The sequence below is a fragment of the Allgaiera indica genome, from assembly GCF_900106675.1.
In the GTDB taxonomy this organism is placed as follows: domain Bacteria; phylum Pseudomonadota; class Alphaproteobacteria; order Rhodobacterales; family Rhodobacteraceae; genus Acidimangrovimonas; species Acidimangrovimonas indica.
The window spans coordinates 15,542-32,506 of sequence record NZ_FNOB01000022.1 but is presented as its reverse complement, the minus strand read 5'-3'; the positions used below and the strand labels follow the sequence as shown (position 1 = coordinate 32,506).

At 68.6% G+C, this 16,965-nt stretch carries 16 protein-coding genes; 6 read left to right on the top strand and 10 right to left on the bottom strand.

Annotated features, from left to right (window positions below; all coding sequences use genetic code 11):
- Nucleotides 1-8: 8 nt before the first annotated feature.
- From arsC to BLV97_RS16495, 4 genes are read right to left on the bottom strand one after another with little or no spacing between them, the layout of a single operon-like run.
- A complete protein-coding gene (gene arsC / locus BLV97_RS16510) occupies nucleotides 9-353 on the bottom strand; it encodes an arsenate reductase (glutaredoxin) (protein ID WP_035838399.1) in 345 nt (114 codons plus the stop codon).
- Entirely contained in the window at nucleotides 350-1,408 is a 1,059-nt protein-coding gene (locus BLV97_RS16505) for a quinone-dependent dihydroorotate dehydrogenase (protein WP_092164156.1), read from the bottom strand. Before BLV97_RS16505 ends, arsC begins: the two co-directional genes overlap by 4 nt.
- On the bottom strand, nucleotides 1,405-1,743 hold the full coding sequence (locus tag BLV97_RS16500) for a DUF952 domain-containing protein (protein WP_035838385.1): 339 nt from the start codon (nucleotides 1,741-1,743) through the stop codon (nucleotides 1,405-1,407). The genes BLV97_RS16505 and BLV97_RS16500 overlap by 4 nt, the downstream gene beginning before the upstream one ends.
- A 55-nt stretch (nucleotides 1,744-1,798) precedes the next feature.
- Complete coding sequence (locus BLV97_RS16495) at nucleotides 1,799-3,136, bottom strand: NAD(P)/FAD-dependent oxidoreductase (RefSeq protein WP_035838383.1); 1,338 nt, start codon at nucleotides 3,134-3,136, stop codon at nucleotides 1,799-1,801.
- Nucleotides 3,137-3,261: 125 nt separating this feature from the next.
- On the opposite strand from BLV97_RS16495, the gene speB reads away from it, so the two are divergent.
- From speB to BLV97_RS16470, 5 genes are all read left to right on the top strand, one after another.
- A complete protein-coding gene (speB, locus tag BLV97_RS16490) occupies nucleotides 3,262-4,224 on the top strand; it encodes an agmatinase (protein WP_035838381.1) in 963 nt (320 codons plus the stop codon).
- The gene (locus BLV97_RS16485) at nucleotides 4,221-4,676 is read left to right on the top strand and encodes a DUF1499 domain-containing protein (protein WP_035838379.1); all 456 of its coding nucleotides are present in this window, start codon (nucleotides 4,221-4,223) and stop codon (nucleotides 4,674-4,676) included. Before speB ends, BLV97_RS16485 begins: the two co-directional genes overlap by 4 nt.
- 103 nt (nucleotides 4,677-4,779) lie before the next feature.
- On the top strand, nucleotides 4,780-5,835 hold the full coding sequence (gene prfA / locus BLV97_RS16480) for a peptide chain release factor 1 (RefSeq protein ID WP_035838377.1): 1,056 nt from the start codon (nucleotides 4,780-4,782) through the stop codon (nucleotides 5,833-5,835).
- On the top strand, nucleotides 5,832-6,671 hold the full coding sequence (gene prmC, locus BLV97_RS16475) for a peptide chain release factor N(5)-glutamine methyltransferase (RefSeq protein WP_035838375.1): 840 nt from the start codon (nucleotides 5,832-5,834) through the stop codon (nucleotides 6,669-6,671). The genes prfA and prmC overlap by 4 nt, the downstream gene beginning before the upstream one ends.
- Nucleotides 6,672-6,909: 238 nt before the next feature.
- Entirely contained in the window at nucleotides 6,910-7,623 is a 714-nt protein-coding gene (locus BLV97_RS16470) for a DUF4167 domain-containing protein (RefSeq protein WP_092164155.1), read from the top strand.
- A 22-nt stretch (nucleotides 7,624-7,645) separates the two neighbouring features.
- On the opposite strand, the gene rsmA is transcribed toward BLV97_RS16470, so the two are convergent.
- The 6 genes from rsmA to lptF all read right to left on the bottom strand — a co-directional run bounded on the left by rsmA (nucleotide 7,646) and on the right by lptF (nucleotide 15,359).
- Nucleotides 7,646-8,488 carry a 16S rRNA (adenine(1518)-N(6)/adenine(1519)-N(6))-dimethyltransferase RsmA gene (rsmA, locus tag BLV97_RS16465; RefSeq protein WP_035838373.1) on the bottom strand — a complete coding sequence of 281 codons (843 nt, stop codon included), beginning with the start codon at nucleotides 8,486-8,488 and terminating at the stop codon, nucleotides 7,646-7,648.
- Nucleotides 8,489-8,681: 193 nt separating this feature from the next.
- Entirely contained in the window at nucleotides 8,682-9,656 is a 975-nt protein-coding gene (gene pdxA / locus BLV97_RS16460) for a 4-hydroxythreonine-4-phosphate dehydrogenase PdxA (RefSeq protein ID WP_035838372.1), read from the bottom strand.
- Nucleotides 9,657-9,666: 10 nt separating this feature from the next.
- A complete protein-coding gene (locus BLV97_RS16455; protein WP_081824899.1) occupies nucleotides 9,667-10,929 on the bottom strand; it encodes a peptidylprolyl isomerase in 1,263 nt (420 codons plus the stop codon).
- 10 nt (nucleotides 10,930-10,939) lie between these two features.
- A complete protein-coding gene (locus tag BLV97_RS16450) occupies nucleotides 10,940-13,126 on the bottom strand; it encodes an LPS-assembly protein LptD (RefSeq protein ID WP_051645844.1) in 2,187 nt (728 codons plus the stop codon).
- Complete coding sequence (gene lptG, locus BLV97_RS16445; RefSeq protein WP_035838369.1) at nucleotides 13,126-14,223, bottom strand: LPS export ABC transporter permease LptG; 1,098 nt, start codon at nucleotides 14,221-14,223, stop codon at nucleotides 13,126-13,128. The genes BLV97_RS16450 and lptG overlap by 1 nt, the downstream gene beginning before the upstream one ends.
- Nucleotides 14,220-15,359 (bottom strand): LPS export ABC transporter permease LptF, encoded by a 1,140-nt coding sequence (lptF, locus tag BLV97_RS16440; RefSeq protein WP_035838367.1) that lies wholly within the window; start codon nucleotides 15,357-15,359, stop codon nucleotides 14,220-14,222. The genes lptG and lptF overlap by 4 nt, the downstream gene beginning before the upstream one ends.
- Before the next feature lie 135 nt (nucleotides 15,360-15,494).
- On the opposite strand from lptF, the gene BLV97_RS16435 reads away from it, so the two are divergent.
- Nucleotides 15,495-16,964 (top strand): leucyl aminopeptidase, encoded by a 1,470-nt coding sequence (locus BLV97_RS16435; RefSeq protein ID WP_035838365.1) that lies wholly within the window; start codon nucleotides 15,495-15,497, stop codon nucleotides 16,962-16,964.
- Nucleotide 16,965 lies beyond the last annotated feature (1 nt).

Sequence of the window (16,965 nt, the reverse complement as noted above, 5' to 3'; positions counted from 1 at the left end):
TGAATGGGTCAAAGGATCGCCAGAACCGATTCCGGCGGGCGGCCAAGGGCGGCACGGTCGCCGTGCAAGACCAACGGGCGCTCGATCAGCCGGGGGTGGGCGGCCATCGCGGCGATCAGGGTCTCGTCAGAGCTGTCCGTCGTGAGGCCCAGGTCGGAAAAGAGCGACTCCTTGCTGCGCAGAAGGGAGATCGCGGGCAGGCCAAGGGCCTTCAGCGCCGCGCGAATTTCGGCCTCGGTGGGGGGCGCGTCGAGGTAGCGGCGGATCTCGGGCGTCAGGCCGCGCGCTTCCAGCAGTGCCAGCGTCTGGCGCGACTTGGTGCAGCGCGGATTGTGCCAGATGGTCAGGGTCATAGCCATTCCTTCCTTGCCGTGCCCACGGCCTCGGCCACGCTGGCAAAGCCGTCGCGGGCGAGAAGCGCATCCAGCCCGCGCGCGATCCGCGGGGCGAGGCCGATCCCATCGTAGACCATCGCGGTGTAGAATTGCACCGCCGAAGCGCCGGCGCGGATCTTGGCATAGGCCTGTTCGGCATTCGAGATGCCGCCCACGCCGATCAGCGGCAGCCCGCCGTCGGTAAGCGCCGACAGCCGCGCCAGCACCCGGGTCGAACGCTCAAACAGCGGCGCGCCGGAAAGGCCGCCGGCCTCTTGCGCGTGGGGGCCGTGCAGGCCGGTGCGGTCCAGCGTGGTGTTGGTCGCGATCACCGCATCGATGCCCGAATTCAGCGCGACTTCGGCGATATCGGCCAGCTCCGCCTCGGTCAGATCCGGGGCGATCTTCAGGAACACCGGGATCTTGCGCGGCAGTGAATCGCGCATCGCCAAGACCCCGGCCAGCAGCGCCGAGAGCGCGGCCTTGCCCTGCAGATCGCGCAGTTTCTCGGTATTGGGGGACGAGACGTTGACGGTGGCGAAATCGAGATGCGCGCCGCAGCTGGCCAGCACCTGGGCAAAATCGGCGGCGCGGTCGGCGCTGTCCTTGTTGGCGCCGAGGTTGAGGCCGATCACCGCATCCCGGGGCCGGCGGGCAAGGCGCGCGGCGATCGCCTGGGCGCCGTCGTTGTTGAAGCCAAAGCGGTTGATCGCGGCGCGGTCCTGGGACAGGCGGAACAGACGCGGGCGCGGGTTGCCGGGCTGCGGGCGCGGAGTGGCGGCGCCGACCTCGAGAAAGCCGAAACCGGCGCGCGCCAGCGGCGCCAGCGCCTCGGCGTTCTTGTCGAACCCCGCGGCCAGGCCGACCGGGTTCGGCAGGTCCAGCCCGGCGATCCGGGTCTTCAGCCGCGCCGAGGTGACGCAGCCGGGCAGCGGCACCAACCCCGCGCGCAGCGCCGTCAGCGACAGCCCGTGCGCGCGCTCGGGGTCAAGCCGGTGCAGGGCGCACAGCCCGAGCCGCTCGACCGCGGTCACAGCATGCCCTTGGGAAAGATGTGGCCCGCGGCGCCCAGCGGCAGGGATTTGTCCCAGACGACTTCGGGCAGGCTGAGCGGGCGGTAGAGATGCGGGAACAGCGCGTCGCCACGCGAAGGCTCCCACTTCAATTCGGGGCCGAGGGCGTCCGGGTCGAAGGCCACGAGGACCAGGTCGCTTTCATCGGCGAAATGCTTGGCCGCGGTTTCGGCCACCTGGGCGGCGGTCGAGAAATGGATGAAGCCATCGGCCAGATCGATCGGGGCACCCAGGGTCTGGCCCTTGGCGCGGAAATCATCCCATTCGGGGCGGCGGAATATCTTGAAGATCAGCATCGTCCGGTCATGCCGCGCGACGGCGTCCGGGTCAATGGGGTCGGTGCCCGGCGCATCACCGCCGGCCCGCGGGGGAAAGCGCGCCGTCGCGCAGATCCGCCGCCAGATAGCCCGCAGCCAACGCCGTGCGGCGGAAGGCGGGCAGTGGAAAGCGGCGCGGCGGCGCGGCCATCAACGCGGGGATCTCGGGCGCGGCGCCCGCGATCAGCTGCGCGGCCAGCCGCCCGCCCCGGCTGGCGGGCGCGACGCCGCTGCCGTGCCAGCCGAGGGCGGCGAACAATCCCTCGGCCCCCGGCACCCGGCCCACGAAGGGCGCCAGGGATCCGGTCAGACAGACGAAACCCGACCAGCGGCTTTCGGTCTCGACCCCGTTCCAGGCCGGAAACATGGCGTCGAAATGCGATCGCACCCGGGCCTGGGTCGTCGCGATCGCGGCGGGTGCGGCCGAGGTGCCGCCGCGCATCCCGAACAGAAAGCGCCCGTCGGGCAGGTGGCGGAAGTAATGCAGCGCGGTGCGGGTGTCGGCGGCCATCAGCGCCGAGGTGAAGCCCTGCGCCGCGCGCTCCTCGGCGCTGATCGGCCGGGTCACCATGATCGACGACATCGCCGGCAGGCTGCGCCCGGCCAGCCAGCGCGGCAGATCTTCGGATGAATAGCCGTTGGTCGCCACCAGCACGCGTTTGGCGTGCAGGCTGCCCTCGGGCGTGTCCAGCCGCCAGCCGCCGCCCTCGGGGGCGAGGTGCAGCACCGGGCTGTTGCCATGGATCCGCACGCCCGCCGCCACCGCGACCCGCGCCAGCCCCTCGACATAGGCCAGCGGATGCAGCGCAAAGCCCTGGGCCACCTGCAGCGCGCCATGGAAGACGGGTCCGGCAAGGCCGGCTTCCGCCAAGCCTTCGAGGGGGATCAGCCGGGACGAAGGATCGGCCGCGGCCGCCGCGGCCAGTTCGCGATAGGCGGCGGGTGAATGGGCTAGATAGGTCTCGCCCTCGGGGCCCTGGCGGGCGTCTATTCCGTGGCTGTCCAGGAACGCCGCCACGTCTTCGATCGCCGCGCGTTGAAAGGCCAGGAAGGCGCGCGCGCCCGCTTCGCCCACGCGGCGGATGATGGCGCGGTCGCTCAGCTTCGAGCCGCCCAGACAGCAAAAGCCGCCGTTGCGCCCCGAGGCGCCCCACCCCGGCTGCACCGCTTCCAGTACCGCCACATCGGCGCCGAATCGCGTGGCCAACTCATGCGCGGCCGACAGTCCCGCATAGCCCGCCCCGATCACCGCCACCTCTGCCGTCGCCTGGCCCTTCAGTGTTGGCGCAGGCGCGGGCAGGGGAAGCGTGCGGCGCCAGTGGCTATCGGGCCAGTCGGGGGTGTAGGCCTCGGCTTCGTACAGGCGTTTCATGGCGTCTCCTTGACGGCGCGGGCCCGAAGGGGCGGGGAAGGCAGGGCTGGGCACGGCCGGAAGGGCTGGCGCCCGCGGATGCCTCAGCTAAGGTGGCGCCGGCGCAAAGGTCAATGGAGCGGCGGATGGCACTGGAAGACGCGAAGACACAGGTCGACACGGCGTTCACCCGGCAGGACCCGCGCGGCCTGGCCTTCGAAAACGCCTTCGGCGGCGCGCCCTCGTTCCTGCGCCGGCGTTATACGAAGGATCTGGCCGGGGTGGATCTGGCGATCACCGGTGTGCCCTTCGATCAGGCGGTGACGCACCGCCCCGGCACCCGCTTCGGCCCGCGCGCCATCCGCGAGGCCAGCACGCTGCAACCCTTCGATCCGCCCTACGGCTGGGGTTATTCGCCGCTCGATGAGCTGTCGATCGTCGATTACGGCGATTTGGCCTTCGACTACGCCAAGGTCGCGGATTTTCCCGACACGCTGACCGGCCATATCCGGGGCATCCTGGCCGCCGGGCCGGGATGCGTGACGCTGGGGGGCGACCATTACATCAGCTTCCCGATCCTCAAGGCCTATGCCGAGAAATACGGGCCGATCAGCCTGATCCAGTTCGACGCGCACAGCGACACCTGGCCCGATGACGACATGACCCGCATCGACCACGGCACGATGTTCTACAAGGCGGTGAAGACAGGCCTCGTCGATCCCTCGCGATCGGTCCAGATCGGCATCCGCACCCATAACGACGACTTCCTCGGCGTGAACGTGATCGACGCGCCCGAGGTGCACGAAACCGGTCCGAAGGCGGTGGCCGACAAGGTGCGCGCCATCGTAGGCGACGCGCCCTGCTACCTGACCTTCGACATCGACGCGCTCGACCCCGCCTTCGCGCCGGGCACGGGCACACCCGTGTGGGGCGGGCTGAACTCGGCCCAGGCGGCGGCGATCCTGCGCGGCCTGGCGGGGATCGACCTGAAGGGCGGCGACGTGGTCGAGGTCTCTCCCCCCTACGACACCACCGGCGCCACCGCGATCATGGGCACCCATGTGGCCATGGAACTGATCTGCCTCTATGGCTGGACGCGCCGCAAATGATCCGCTGGGCCCTCGGCCTCATCCTGCTGGCGGCGGCCCTCGCGGCACTCTGGGTGCGCCTCGCACCGAATCCGGCCACGGACTGGGCGGTGAACCCGCTGGTCGCCGGCCACCCGGGGATGGAAAACGGCTATCTCATCCGGCCCGAAAACGGCGATCAGGCCGCCCCGATCTACCCTGTCAGCGCGCCCGACCTGGCCCGCAGGATCGACGCGATCGCACGAAGCTGGCCGCGCACCCGCCTGCTCGCCGGAAGCCCCGCACAGGGCGAGATGACCTACATCACTCGCTCGCGGATCTGGGGCTTTCCCGATTTCACTTCGATCAAGGTGCTGCCAGAGGGGACCAACAGCACCTTCGCCGCCTTCGCCCGTGCCCGCTTCGGCAAATCCGACTTCGGCGTGAACCGCACCCGGCTAAAGGCCTGGCTGAACGCCCTCGCCACCCCCTAGCCCTTCATCTTGGCCGAAATACTCCGGGGGGGCAGGGGGCAGCGCCCCCGCCGCCGTGTCATCCACCCTTGACCACGCCCGCCAATCTCGCCAAACCCCGCCCATGGTGCCCATGGACAAACTCGCCCAGATCACGCAGCGCTTCGAGTTCCTCGAGGCGAAGCTCTCGGCTGGCGCCGCGCCCGCCGAGATCGCCCAGCTCAGCCGCGAATATGCCGACCTCAAGCCCATCGTCACGGAAATCGCCGCCTACCGTCGGGCGCTTGCCGATCTGGACGAGGCCGAGGCCATGCTCGCCGATCCCGAGATGCGCGCGCTCGCCGAAGAGGAAATGCCGCGCCTGAAAGCCCGCATCCCCGAGATGGAGCAGGCCCTGCGCCTGGCGCTTCTTCCCAAGGATGCCGCCGACGCGCGCCCCGCGATCCTGGAAATCCGCCCCGGAACCGGCGGCGAGGAGGCCGCGCTGTTTGCCGGCGACCTCTTGCGCATGTACCAGCGCCACGCCGAGGCGCAGGGCTGGAAATTCCAGATCCTCGAGGAAAGCCAGACCGAACTGGGTGGCATCAAGGAGGTCACCGCGCTGATCTCGGGCGAAGGCGTCTTCGCCCGGCTGAAATACGAATCCGGCGTCCACCGTGTTCAGCGCGTGCCCGAAACCGAGGCCGGGGGACGCATCCACACCTCGGCCGCCACCGTCGCCGTGCTGCCCGAGGCAGAAGAGGTCGACATCGACATCCCCGCCACCGACATCCGCATCGACACGATGCGCGCTTCGGGCGCCGGTGGCCAGCATGTGAACACCACCGATTCGGCCGTGCGGATCACCCATATCCCGACCGGCATCGTGGTGACCTCGTCCGAGAAATCCCAGCACCAGAACCGCGCCATCGCCATGCAGGTGCTGCGCGCCCGCCTCTACGAGATGGAGCGCGCCCGCGCCGATGCCGAACGCGCCGCCAGCCGCAAAAGCCAGGTCGGCTCGGGCGACCGCTCGGAGCGCATTCGCACCTACAACTTCCCGCAAGGGCGGATGACCGACCACCGCATCAACCTTACGCTCTACCGGCTCGATCAGATCATGGCCGGCGATCTGGGCGAGGTGATCGACGCGCTGATCGCCGACGATCAGGCGCGGAAGCTGGCCGAGATGGAAGGGTGAGCACCCGCACCGCCGCCCAGGCCCTGCGTGAAGCCAACGAGATCCTCACCCTCGCCGGGGTCGCCGATCCCGCCCGCGACAGCCGCCGCCTGCTGGCCCATGCGATGGATCTGCCCCCCGACCGGCTGAGCCTGCACCTGCCCGACCCGCTGTCGCCCCGTGCCGCTGCCCGCTTCGCGCTGATGATCGAGGCCCGCGCGGCGCGTCAGCCGGTCAGCCAGATCCTTGGTACGCGGCTGTTCTGGGGCCATGCCTTCCGCGTCACCCCCGATGTGCTCGACCCGCGCCCCGAGACCGAGGTTCTGGTGGCCGAGGCCCTGGCCGCCCCGTTCACCCGCGTCGTCGATCTGGGCACCGGTTCGGGCGCGATCCTGGCTGCGCTGCTGGCGGAACGTCCCAAGGCCACGGGCCTGGGCACCGACCTGTCTGCCCCGGCGCTGGAGGTCGCGGCGGCGAACGCGGCGGCGCTGGGCGTGGCCGAGCGGGCCGCGTTCCTGCGCGCCGACTGGTTAGACGGCGTGACGGGGCAATTCGATCTGATCGTCTCGAACCCGCCCTATATCGCCGACGAGGAGATGGAGGCACTCGCGCCCGAGGTCCGCGACTGGGAGCCCTGGCTTGCCTTGACCCCGGGCGGCGATGGCCTAGATTCCTACCGTAGCATCACAAGTGCTGCGCCCGAGCGCCTGTTGCCCGGTGGGCGGCTGATCGTTGAGATCGGTGCAAGCCAGGGTAGCGCCGTCGCGCGGATGTTCGAAAACGCAGGGTTGGCCGGGGTTGCGGTGTTGCGCGATCTGGACGGCCGGGACCGCGTGGTGCGGGGTGAAAAGCCCTAGAATTTGCCGGTTTCGTGCCACAGCTGCCGGCGAAACGGGGGACATCTCGGCTTTTTGGTAGATTCCGCTTGCCCTGTCGGCGTTGTCATGCTTACTCGGACGCACGGTTTGCGGGCGGACGTATTACGCGTCCCCCGGCCGGAAAGCCCCAAAGCCGGACCACCCACGCAAAGGCGCCTGAAATCATGGCCCCCGCGAGGTTCGGGTCAAGCCCTGCAAGGCAGGAAACAAAGTAAACATGAGATCAAGCAAATCCCGTTCGCGTTCCAAGTCGAACCGCCCGCGCTCGATGGGCAACATCGTCAACCGGGTCTTCGATTCTTCGGGACCCGAAGGCAAGGTGCGCGGCACGCCGCAGCAGATCATCGAGAAATACCAGATCCTCGCTCGTGATGCCCAACTGTCGAACGACAGGGTGGCCGAGCAGAACTTTCTTCAACACGCCGAGCATTACGCAAGGATGTTGAGCGAGGCGCAGCGTGAAATGGCGCGCGATCAGGAAAGCCGCCGTGATCAGCAGGATGGCCAGAACGGCGGTCAGGGAGGCAGCCAGAACAATGGCCAGAATAACGGCCAATCTGGCGGTCAGAACCCCCGTGATCGGCGCGATCGTGATGCCGCCCAGGCTGGGGGGCAAGCCCCGGATCAGACGGGCGGCAAGGGCGACGCGGCGGATGTGATCGACGTGTCCGAAGGCGATAGCGCGCTGGTCGAAACCCCGGAAGAGCGCAAGTCGCGCAAACCGGTCTTCCGCACCGAAGATTCCGCAGGTTCTGCGTCCGAACCGGTCGCTTCGGGGGATGACACGCAGCCCGAGACCGGCGAGAAACCGGCCGAGGCCAAGCCGCGCCGTGCCCGAGGGCCCCGCAAGCCGCGCAAATCCGCAGCGGCCCAGGCCGACGGCGACGGCAACACCCCGCCCGCATCCGAGCAATCCTCGGCCGCCGAATAAGGCCGTCGCGGTCACTGCGACGTCAGGCGCGGGAAAGTTCCCGCGCCAGAGCGCAAAAACCTTCCAGGGGGATCTCTTCGGCGCGCGCGGTGGGTTTCAGCCCGGCGGCGGTGATCCGTGCCTCGATATCCGGGGCCAGGCCACGCAGGCTGGAGCGCAGCATCTTGCGTCGCTGATTGAAGGCCGCCGCCGTCAGCCGCGCCAGCACCGCCGCGTCGGCCTCGAATCTGGGCGCCTGGCGCCGCGTGATAAGCACCACGGCGGACGACACCTTGGGCGGAGGCGTGAAGGCCTCGGGCGGCAGCTGCATGACGATCTTCGCCTCCGCGCGCCATTGCACCATCAGCGCAAGCCGCCCATAGGCTTTCGATCCGGGACGGGCAACGATGCGCTCGGCCACCTCGCGCTGGAACATCAGCGTCAGGCTTTCCCAGAACGGCGGCCACTGGGCGGGGGTCATCCAGCGGATCAGCAATTCGGTGCCCACGTTGTAGGGCAGGTTGGCGACCACCCGGATCGGCGGCGTCAGATGCGCCAGCGGGTCGATCCTGAGCGCGTCGCCATTGACCACTTCCAGCCGCCCCGGATAGGCCGCGCCGATCTCGGCCAGCGCCGGCAGGCAACGCGCGTCCTTTTCGACCGCCAGCACCCGCCGCGCGCCTTCGGCCAGCAGCCCGCGGGTCAGCCCGCCCGGTCCGGGCCCGACCTCCAGCACGTCGCATCCGGTCAGATCGCCGGCCTGCCGCGCGATCTTGGCGGTCAGGTTCAGGTCCAGCAGGAAGTTCTGGCCCAGCTGCTTCTTCGCGCTCAGGCCATGGGCGGCGATCACCTCGCGCAGGGGGGGCAGTCCGTCAATCGCGCTCACGCGGGTTTCCTTCTGTCATGCGGGCTCCGCCCCCATACCCCCGGGATATTTCCGCCGGAACAAAGAAGAAAGCCCCCCTGGGCCTTCACCTTGGGAAAAATACTCCGCGGCGTCGCCAATCGTGCTCGGACCAGCGGCACAGCCATCGGAAACTCCGGCCGGCAATGGCGACGGGGGCGAGAAATCCCCGGCGCTAGCCGCGCAGCCTGGCCATCTCGTCGGCCATCTTCAGGGCGGCGATCAGGCTGGCCGGGTCCGCCACACCCTTGCCGGCGATGTCATAGGCGGTGCCGTGATCGGGCGAGGTGCGGATGAAGGGCAGCCCCAGGGTCAGGTTGACGCCGCCGGCGAAGTCGATCGTCTTGATCGGGATCAGCGCCTGGTCGTGATACATGCAGACCGCCGCGTCATAGCCCGCGCGCGCCTTGGCATGGAACATCGTGTCGGCCGGCAGGGGACCGCTTAGCGCCAACCCTTCGGCGCGCAGATCGGCGATCAGCGGCGCGATCATATCCAATTCTTCGCGCCCCATCGCCCCACCTTCGCCGGCATGCGGGTTCAGCCCCGCCACCGCGATCCGTGGCGCGGGAATGCCGAAATCATGGATCAGCGCGGCATGGGTGATGCGGATCGTGTCGCGCAGCAGCTCGGGCGTCAGCGCGGCGGGGACCTGTTCCAGCGCGATATGGATGGTCGTGGGCACCACACGCAACTCGGGGCAGGCCAGCATCATCACCACCCGCGGCACCCCGGCCAGGGCGGCCAGGAATTCGGTATGGCCGGGATAGGTAAAGCCCGCCCCGTCGCGCAGTGCCTTCTTGTGGATCGGCGCGGTGCAAAGCGCCCGAGCGCGGCCCTGCCGCACCAGGGCGACCGCGGTCGAGATCGCCTCGACCACCCCGGCGGCGTTGGCCGGATCGGGATCACCGGGGCGCGCCTCGGCGGCGAACCGCACCGGCCAGACCGGCAGCGCGGTGGCGGCGCAATGCGCGGCGTCGGCGGGGTTGTCGATTTCGCGGTGCGCGGTGCCGCGCGGCAGATGGCGCGGGTCGCCGACCCAAAGCAGCGGCAGACGGGCGCGAAGCTGGTCCCAGGCCTTGGCGGCGATCTCGGGCCCGATGCCCGAGGGGTCGCCACAGCTTAGCGCGATTGGCAGGGGGGCGGACATGGCCGTGCTCTCAGGGCCGGCGGATGAAGGCGTCCGCCCGCAGCCGGGCGAGATAGGCCTCGGACAGACCGGCCAGGCGCTGGTTCGCCAACTGGTTGCGGATATCGCCCATATCGGCCTTCTCGGCGACGGTCAGACGCCTTGTGCACAGCATCAAGACATCAAGATCGCCGTTCCGCGTCAGATCGGTGGCGATCTCGTTCTGGTCCATCGTGGCCAGGCGCAGCGCGATGTCCGAGGGCACCTGCGGCACGGTCTGCGTGGTGAAGGTCAGGGTGCCCTCGGGCTTGCCCTTGGCGATGCCGTAAAGGTCGTTGCAATCGCCCACCTTCGCCGCGATCCCGGCAGCGATCTTCAGGTTCTCGGGGGTGCGGCCCCCGGGGATCAGGTACTGCGCGTATTTCACCGTCACCTTCGAGGGCGCGGGCCGCGGCATTTCCCCGACCGCGCGCAACAGGAACAGGCCGATCGCGTTCTGCAGCTTGACCGGCGAGGTGACCTGCCCGGGCTTCAGCCCCTTGAGGGCACCGGCCACCGCGGGCGGCAGGTTTGCCTCTGGCACCCAGTCGATCCGGCCTCCCCGCGCCGCGGATTGCGAGCCGGAATATTGTTTCGCGGCGGCGGCGAACTGCGCCGGCGTCTTGATCGTATGGGCCAGCTGTTCAGCCAGCGCCGCGCTTTGGGCGAAATACTGTGGCGTCGCGGGCAGCAGGATCTCGGACAGCAAGAGCCGGGTTCCGCGCGGCTGGGCGGCAAGCGACAGCGCCCGGTCCAGATCGGCATTCGAGATGTTCAGATCCGCGCCGAACTTGGCCCGCACCAGGTCACGCCAGGCGACGCCCGCGTGCACGAAGGCGCGGAAGGTCTGTTCGGCCACGCCGGCCTTCGCCAGGGCCGCGACGAACTGCTCGGTCGTCATTTTGGCGCGGCCGGCGAATTCCTTCATCCCGGCGTCGATCTCGGCCTTGCTCGGGTCGATGCCGTTCTCTTTCGCGGCCTGCAGCTGCAACCGGTCCTGGATCAGCTGCTTCTCGGCCAGCTTGCCGATGTCACCGGGCGCGTTCAGCAGTTGCAGGAACTTCTCGCGCTGGGAAAGCTCATAACCCGTGATCGGGGAGCCGTTCACGATCAGCACCGGGGCGAAGGCTCCTCCCACGCCCTGGGCCGCCGCCGGCAGCGCCACCATCGCCCCCGCCAGGCACATCCAGGCGGTCATCAGCATCGTCGTCAGTCGCATGGTCGGTCCGTTCTGCTCGTCCGTTCCCGTGTTCATCTGTCCGCGCCTAGCCGCCGCAGGTGCCGGTGTCGCCCGACACCGCCCGGCCCGCAATTCCGATCAGATCGACCGACAGCGCCAGATTTGTCGTCGCCGCTACACTAGTCGAGGAAGTGAAGCGACGCGAGAGGTAAAGATCAACGCCCAGGCATTCGTTGTGCCAGTTCAGGCCGAGGCCGGCGCTGGTCGCGCGGTCGGCCTGGAAGTCGTAGCGCCAGCTGGCCCGGCCGGTCCAGCGGCTGCTGACCCTCCAATTCGCGTCAAGCGCCCATTCCGATGTGTTGGTGGGCAGGTTCTCGGCCGGGTCCGCGACCATCCAGATATAGCTTGTGGCAAGTGTCACCTTTCGCGTGGTCCAGCCCAGCTGGGCCTCGGACCGCGCCAGGGTCAACTGGTCGTTGAAGATCGCGCGCCCGGTCAGTGATAGTCCATGGGGTGAAGCCAGCCGCACCCCCGTCAACCAGTCGGATCGCGCGCCGCCCAGGCCCGATCCGGCCGAGAACCCCTGCCTCGCCTGCAGCCGGAATACCCGCCCGGCAACCGCCCCCAGGGTCCAGCCCGAGGCCGAATAGCGGGTCCAGCGCAACCCGACATTGGCGCGGGGGCCATATTCGATGCCGTCGTAGCCGGGGTAGCGATCCAGAGACCACAGATTGCCCGCGTCGAAGGCAAGCTGGGTCGAATCCTCGTTGGGCACCGAGGGCACGTTGCGCGGGCTGACGATCAGCTGGACGATCGGCTCCAACACCTGGCTGCCGCCGCCGCGCTCGGCCTTGACGAGGGGCCAGCGCAGCTCGACCGCGCCGACCGGGATGGTGCGCGCGACCGTGCCGGGGACTTGGCTGTCCTGGGCGAACGCGTATAGGTCGGATGTCGTGCGCGCCAGGGCCGAGACCACGATCCCCGGCCCGATCACCCAGCTGCGGCGCCAGTCGAGCCGGATCGAGGCGCGGGCCTCGTCGCGCCCGACCACGTCCTGGTTCGACGTACGCAGCAGGCCGAAGCTGTCGAAGGTGAGGCTGCCCTGGCCGCCGAGACCGGGCAGGGTGAAGCGGTGAATGCGGGTATAGCCTGCGACCACGCCGGGCAGGGTGGCATTGTTGTCGCCGGCACGGATCGAGTGGAAGGAATAGAGCCGGGCGCTGGAATAATCGTCGCGCCGGGTGCGGCTCAACTCGATATCGCTTTGCAGGCGGTCGATGTTGCTGATGCCGTAATCGGTCAGATACGCGGCGTCGGATACCGTCTGGATATTGAAGCGCAGCCTGTAGCCGTCGCGCAGCGCGAAGTCCCCGTTGGCGAACAGATAGCCGCGCAATCCGCCGCCGCGCACCTTGTCGTGGCTGACCGCACCGTTCCATTCCATGCCGCCGCTACGCAACGCCTGGCGATAGCGGAACTTCAGCGTCGTGCTGCGTGTCGCCAGGAACGGGGTCAGCATCAGGTCGCGGCTGTCGCCCAGCGCGATGAAATAGGGCATCGAGACGCCGAAGCCGAGCAGCGAGGAATTGCCGAAGCTTGGCAGCAGGAAACCGGTGGCGCGTTTCAGCGACGGATCGGGGATGCGCAGCCGCGGCAGATAGAAGATCGGCACGCCGAACAGCCGGAAGCGCGGGTTGTCGAAGTATAGCTGGCGTCTTTGCTGATCATGCACCACGCGGCTGGCGCGGATTTCCCACAGCGGCGTCGGGTTGCTGTCGCTGACCAGACAGGACGAAGCCACCGTCTTGGTCATCTGGGTATAGCGCCCGCCGACGCGGTTGATCTGCGCCGCCGCCAGTTGCAGCTGACGGTCCAGCACCAGCCGCGCGCTGCGCAGGATCCCGTCGCGCAGATCGGGCGAAAGATCGGCCGAGCTTGCCATCAGGACGGTGCCGTTGGCGGTGGTCAGGTGGATCGGCCCGCTGATGGCAAGGCGGTCCTTCGCCTTGTCGTAGATCACTTTCGCCGCCTGCAGCCGGGCGCCCTGATAGGTCACCAGGACATGGCCCTCGGCAATCAGGCGCCGGTTGCCCTCGACCTGCACCTTGTCGGCCACCAGCGACGCCGGGCCCTGGGTGCTTTGCGCGGCCTGGCCTTGCCCGGCGGGCGTGGTGCCGGTCTGCATCGCGCCCGCGACGCCCGGGGCCGTGCCCGTCAGCGCCGCCAGCAGCGCCGGGGCCAGCCGAGCTGCCCGCAAACCGGCCCGGGCCATCAGCCTTCCTCCAGATGCAGAAGAAAGCCCAGCGCCAGCAGCACGGCCGCGACCGGCGGGCTCCAGGCGGCAAGCGCCACGGGAAGCTGGCCGTTTTCACCCAGCACCTGGGTAAAGTTGCGCAGGAAGAAGATCGCGAAACCGGACATCAACGCCAGCAATACCATCAGACCGGTGCGGCCGAAACGGGTGTGGCGCATGGTAAAGCCCGCCCCGATCAGCACCATCGCCGCCAGCAGCAGCGGCAGCGCCAGTTCCATCTGGAACCAGACGCGGTGCTGCCGGGCCGAGAAGCCGGCCTTTTCGAGCCGCTGGATGAAGGCCGGCAGCTTCCAGATCGGAACCGCCGAAGGCGCGCCGAAGCTGTCGCGGATCTGGCTGCGCGTCAGGTCCGAGGGCAGCGTCAGCGTCTTGGCGAAGCGGGCCTGCCGTTCGGGATTGGCGCCGGCCCCGAAGCTCCAGATCTTGGCGTCGGACAGCTTCCACGCGCCGGGTTCCAGCTGCGCCTTGCGTGCCTCGATCCGCATCGTGGGATTGCCTGTCGTCCCGAAGCTGAGAAAGCTGACATCGTGCAGGACGGTGGCGTCGGTGTTGGCCTTGGCCGCGCGGATCACCGTCTGGCCGCCGGGGCCGCCCTGACGCAGCCACAGGCCTTCGCGGCTGATCGACAGCACGCTTTCATTGCCTTTCGTGTAATGGCTGCGCAGGGCATCGTATTCGGAAGAGGTGGCGGCGACGATCGGGTTCAGTACCGCCACCGCGAGGATGCCGATGATCAGCGCCGTCACCACCGGGGCCAGCAGGCAGCGCAGCGCCGAACGCCCGGCGGCGCGGATCACCACCAGTTCCGAGGTCCGCGCCATGCCCAGAAACAGCACCAGCGTGGCCAGGATCACGACAAGCGGCAGGATTCGGTACAGGCTGCCCGGCACGTTCAGCGCCGCCAGCCCCGCGGCCTGGGCGAAGCTGACATTGTCGCCGGCGAAACGGCGGATCTGCTCGACCATGTCCAGGAGCATCAGAAACAGCGCGAAGATCGCCAGCACCGAAGCAAAGGCGATCAGGAACTTGCGCGCGATGTAGAGCGAAAGCCTCATGCCGCGGCCCTCTGGCCGCGCGGGCCGGTTTCGCGCGGGCGCCGACGGGTGCGTTGCGACCACCAAAGAAGCATGCCCGAAGTCAGAAGGCCGTAGGCGGGGGCCACATAGGCCAGGATCCACAGGTCCGGATTCTTTTCGGCCAGGTTCGCTGCGCCGTTGATCAGCAATTGCATCACGATCAGCAGCGCGATCGCGAACAGGATATGGCGCCAGGCGCCGAAACGGCTGAACCCGCCGATCAGCAGCGCCGCAAAGCCCAGAAGCGCCGCCGCCAGCCCGTTCAGCGGCTCGGCGATGCGGCTGTTGGCCTCGTAGAGGAAGGCCGAGGCCGGTTCGCCCGTCGTCTTGATCCGCGTGGGCGTGGGATGCAGGAGCGCCCAGGTGCTCAGCGCATGCAGGCTGACGGTCGGGCTGCGGGTATCGCTTATCAACCCGCTGATGTCATATGTGAAATCCTTGAACGTCGTGGTCGAAAGCCGACGATCCTGAAGGTCGAGGCGCTGCACCATTCCGTCGAACATCACCAATTTGGGGTGGCCGTTGGTCTTTACCAGAAGGGCGCGCTGGGCGGTATAGGTGGTGCGACTGCCCTTGGTGCGCGCGTCGGACAGGAACAGGCCCTGCAGTTCGCCGCCAGGGGTGATGTGGCGGATGAACAGGGTCACGCCTTCGGCGGGATGCAGGAACTTGCCTTCGGTCAGGAACCGGGCCGAGACATTGGCGCTCATCTCGGCCTGGCGCTCGGCCATCACGGTGCGGCTGGCGGGCACCAGCACATGCACCAGCACCGCCATCAGCAGCGCCACGATCACCCCGAAGGCCAGCGCCCCGCGCGCCAGCCGAAAGGACGACATTCCCGCCGATTGCGCCACGACCAGTTCGCTTTCGTTCCCCAGCCGGTTGGCGACGTAGACCGAGGCCGCGAAGGCCGAGACCGGCAGCACCATGCGGATCACGTTCGGCAGGGTCAGGGCGGTGAATTCGAAGAACACCAGCGCGGTCTGGCCGTTGCCGATCAGCCGGTCGAACAGCAGCACGGCGCGGTTCACCCAGTAGACCAGCACCAGGATCAGCGAGAAGAATCCAAACAGCGCCATGAGTTGCGACAGCATGTATCTGTCGAATCTTGACACGTTTCGCCTCTCCACCACGGTTGATCGGCGGCGACCGTAGCGGAAATGGAAAGCCGGGAAAACTCATATCTGGCCATTGCGCGGGGCAAGGGCTAGGGTCCGGCCAAACGCCGCCACCAGATCAAGGACCCTGCCATGACCGCACCGGCCGCCATCCAGTTCACCGAGACCGACCTTGACGCGATCGCCACCCATCCGGGGCGGATTTCGGTGCTGATCGATGCCGATGGCAAGCTGTCCGCGCCAGCGCGGCGTCTGAACCGGCAGATGAAGGGCGCGTTGGCGCGGTTCGTCGACAGCAAGGCCTTCGCCGCGCTGGGCGCGGCCGAGGGCTGCGATCTGGCCTATCCGTCGGGCCTGGCCGCGGCGGCGGTGCAGGTGATCAAGCTCGACCGCAAGGCGCCGGCCGATCTGGCCCGCCGCGCCGGTGGCGTGATCGGGGCGAAGCGCGCCGAGGGCGGCAATCTGGTGCTGGCGGGGTCGCACCCGCGCGCCCATGACCTGTCCTTCGGGCTGGCGCTGCGCGATTACGATTTCGCAGATCACAAGACCGCCGAGCCGAAGCCCCTTGGCCCGGTCACCATGATGGTGACGAAACCCGAAGCGGTGGCCGCCGCCGCCGCGCCGCTGGCGGCGCTGGCCGAGGGCGTGTTCTTCAGCCGCGATCTGGTGAACGAGCCCGCCAACATCCTGACCACCGACGATTTCGCCGCCCGGCTGGCCGCGATGCAGGAGCTTGGCCTTGAGGTCGAGATCCTGGAAGAGGACGACCTGGAAGAGCTGGGCATGGGGGCGCTTCTGGGCGTCGGCCAGGGATCCGACAGCCCCTCGAAGGTCGTCGTGATGCAGTGGATGGGCGGCAAGAAGGACGAGGCGCCCTTGGCGCTGGTGGGCAAGGGCGTAGTGTTCGACACCGGCGGCATCTCGATCAAGCCCGCGGCCGGCATGGAAGAGATGACCATGGACATGGGCGGCGCGGGCACCGTGGCGGGCGTGATGCGCACGCTGGCGCTGCGCAAGGCGCGGGCCAATGTCGTGGGCCTGGTGGGCCTGGTCGAGAACATGCCCGACGGGCGTGCCCAGCGTCCGGGCGACGTGGTCGTGTCGATGAAGGGCGACACGGTCGAGGTGATCAACACCGACGCCGAGGGCCGCCTGGTGTTGGCCGATGTGCTTTGGTACGCGCAGGAACGCTTCAAGCCTTCGGGCGTGATCGACCTGGCCACCCTGACCGGCGCGGTCATCATCGCGCTGGGGCATGAGAACACCGGCGTCTTTTCCAATGACGACGCCTTCTGCGAGGCCTTCCTGGCGGCCGCGAAGGCCGAGGGCGAGGGCGCCTGGCGGATGCCGCTGGGCGCGGCCTATGACAAGTTGCTGAAATCGCGCATCGCCGACATGAAGAACGTGGGCGGCCGGCCCGCGGGCTCGATCACCGCGGCGCAGTTCCTGCAGCGCTTCATCAAGGAAGGCACGCCCTGGATCCATCTCGACATCGCCGGCACCGCGCTGGTGAAATCCGATCTGCCGCTGTCGCCCAAGGGCGCGACCGGCTGGGGGGTGATGGCGCTCGACCGGCTGGTGCGGGACAGGTACGAGGGCTGAG

What these genes read in the sequence shown, in the direction of transcription:
- BLV97_RS16450 (WP_051645844.1), bottom strand. Translation starts at nt 13,126, where the DNA reads ATGGCCCGGGCCGGTTTGCGGGCAGCTCGGCTGGCCCCGGCGCTGCTG.
- BLV97_RS16485 (WP_035838379.1), top strand. Translation starts at nt 4,221, where the DNA reads ATGATCCGCTGGGCCCTCGGCCTCATCCTGCTGGCGGCGGCCCTCGCG.
- arsC (WP_035838399.1), bottom strand. Translation starts at nt 353, where the DNA reads ATGACCCTGACCATCTGGCACAATCCGCGCTGCACCAAGTCGCGCCAG.
- BLV97_RS16495 (WP_035838383.1), bottom strand. Translation starts at nt 3,136, where the DNA reads ATGAAACGCCTGTACGAAGCCGAGGCCTACACCCCCGACTGGCCCGAT.
- lptG (WP_035838369.1), bottom strand. Translation starts at nt 14,223, where the DNA reads ATGAGGCTTTCGCTCTACATCGCGCGCAAGTTCCTGATCGCCTTTGCT.
- pdxA (WP_035838372.1), bottom strand. Translation starts at nt 9,656, where the DNA reads ATGTCCGCCCCCCTGCCAATCGCGCTAAGCTGTGGCGACCCCTCGGGC.
- BLV97_RS16435 (WP_035838365.1), top strand. Translation starts at nt 15,495, where the DNA reads ATGACCGCACCGGCCGCCATCCAGTTCACCGAGACCGACCTTGACGCG.
- BLV97_RS16455 (WP_081824899.1), bottom strand. Translation starts at nt 10,929, where the DNA reads ATGAACACGGGAACGGACGAGCAGAACGGACCGACCATGCGACTGACG.
- BLV97_RS16470 (WP_092164155.1), top strand. Translation starts at nt 6,910, where the DNA reads ATGAGATCAAGCAAATCCCGTTCGCGTTCCAAGTCGAACCGCCCGCGC.
- BLV97_RS16500 (WP_035838385.1), bottom strand. Translation starts at nt 1,743, where the DNA reads ATGCTGATCTTCAAGATATTCCGCCGCCCCGAATGGGATGATTTCCGC.
- prfA (WP_035838377.1), top strand. Translation starts at nt 4,780, where the DNA reads ATGGTGCCCATGGACAAACTCGCCCAGATCACGCAGCGCTTCGAGTTC.
- speB (WP_035838381.1), top strand. Translation starts at nt 3,262, where the DNA reads ATGGCACTGGAAGACGCGAAGACACAGGTCGACACGGCGTTCACCCGG.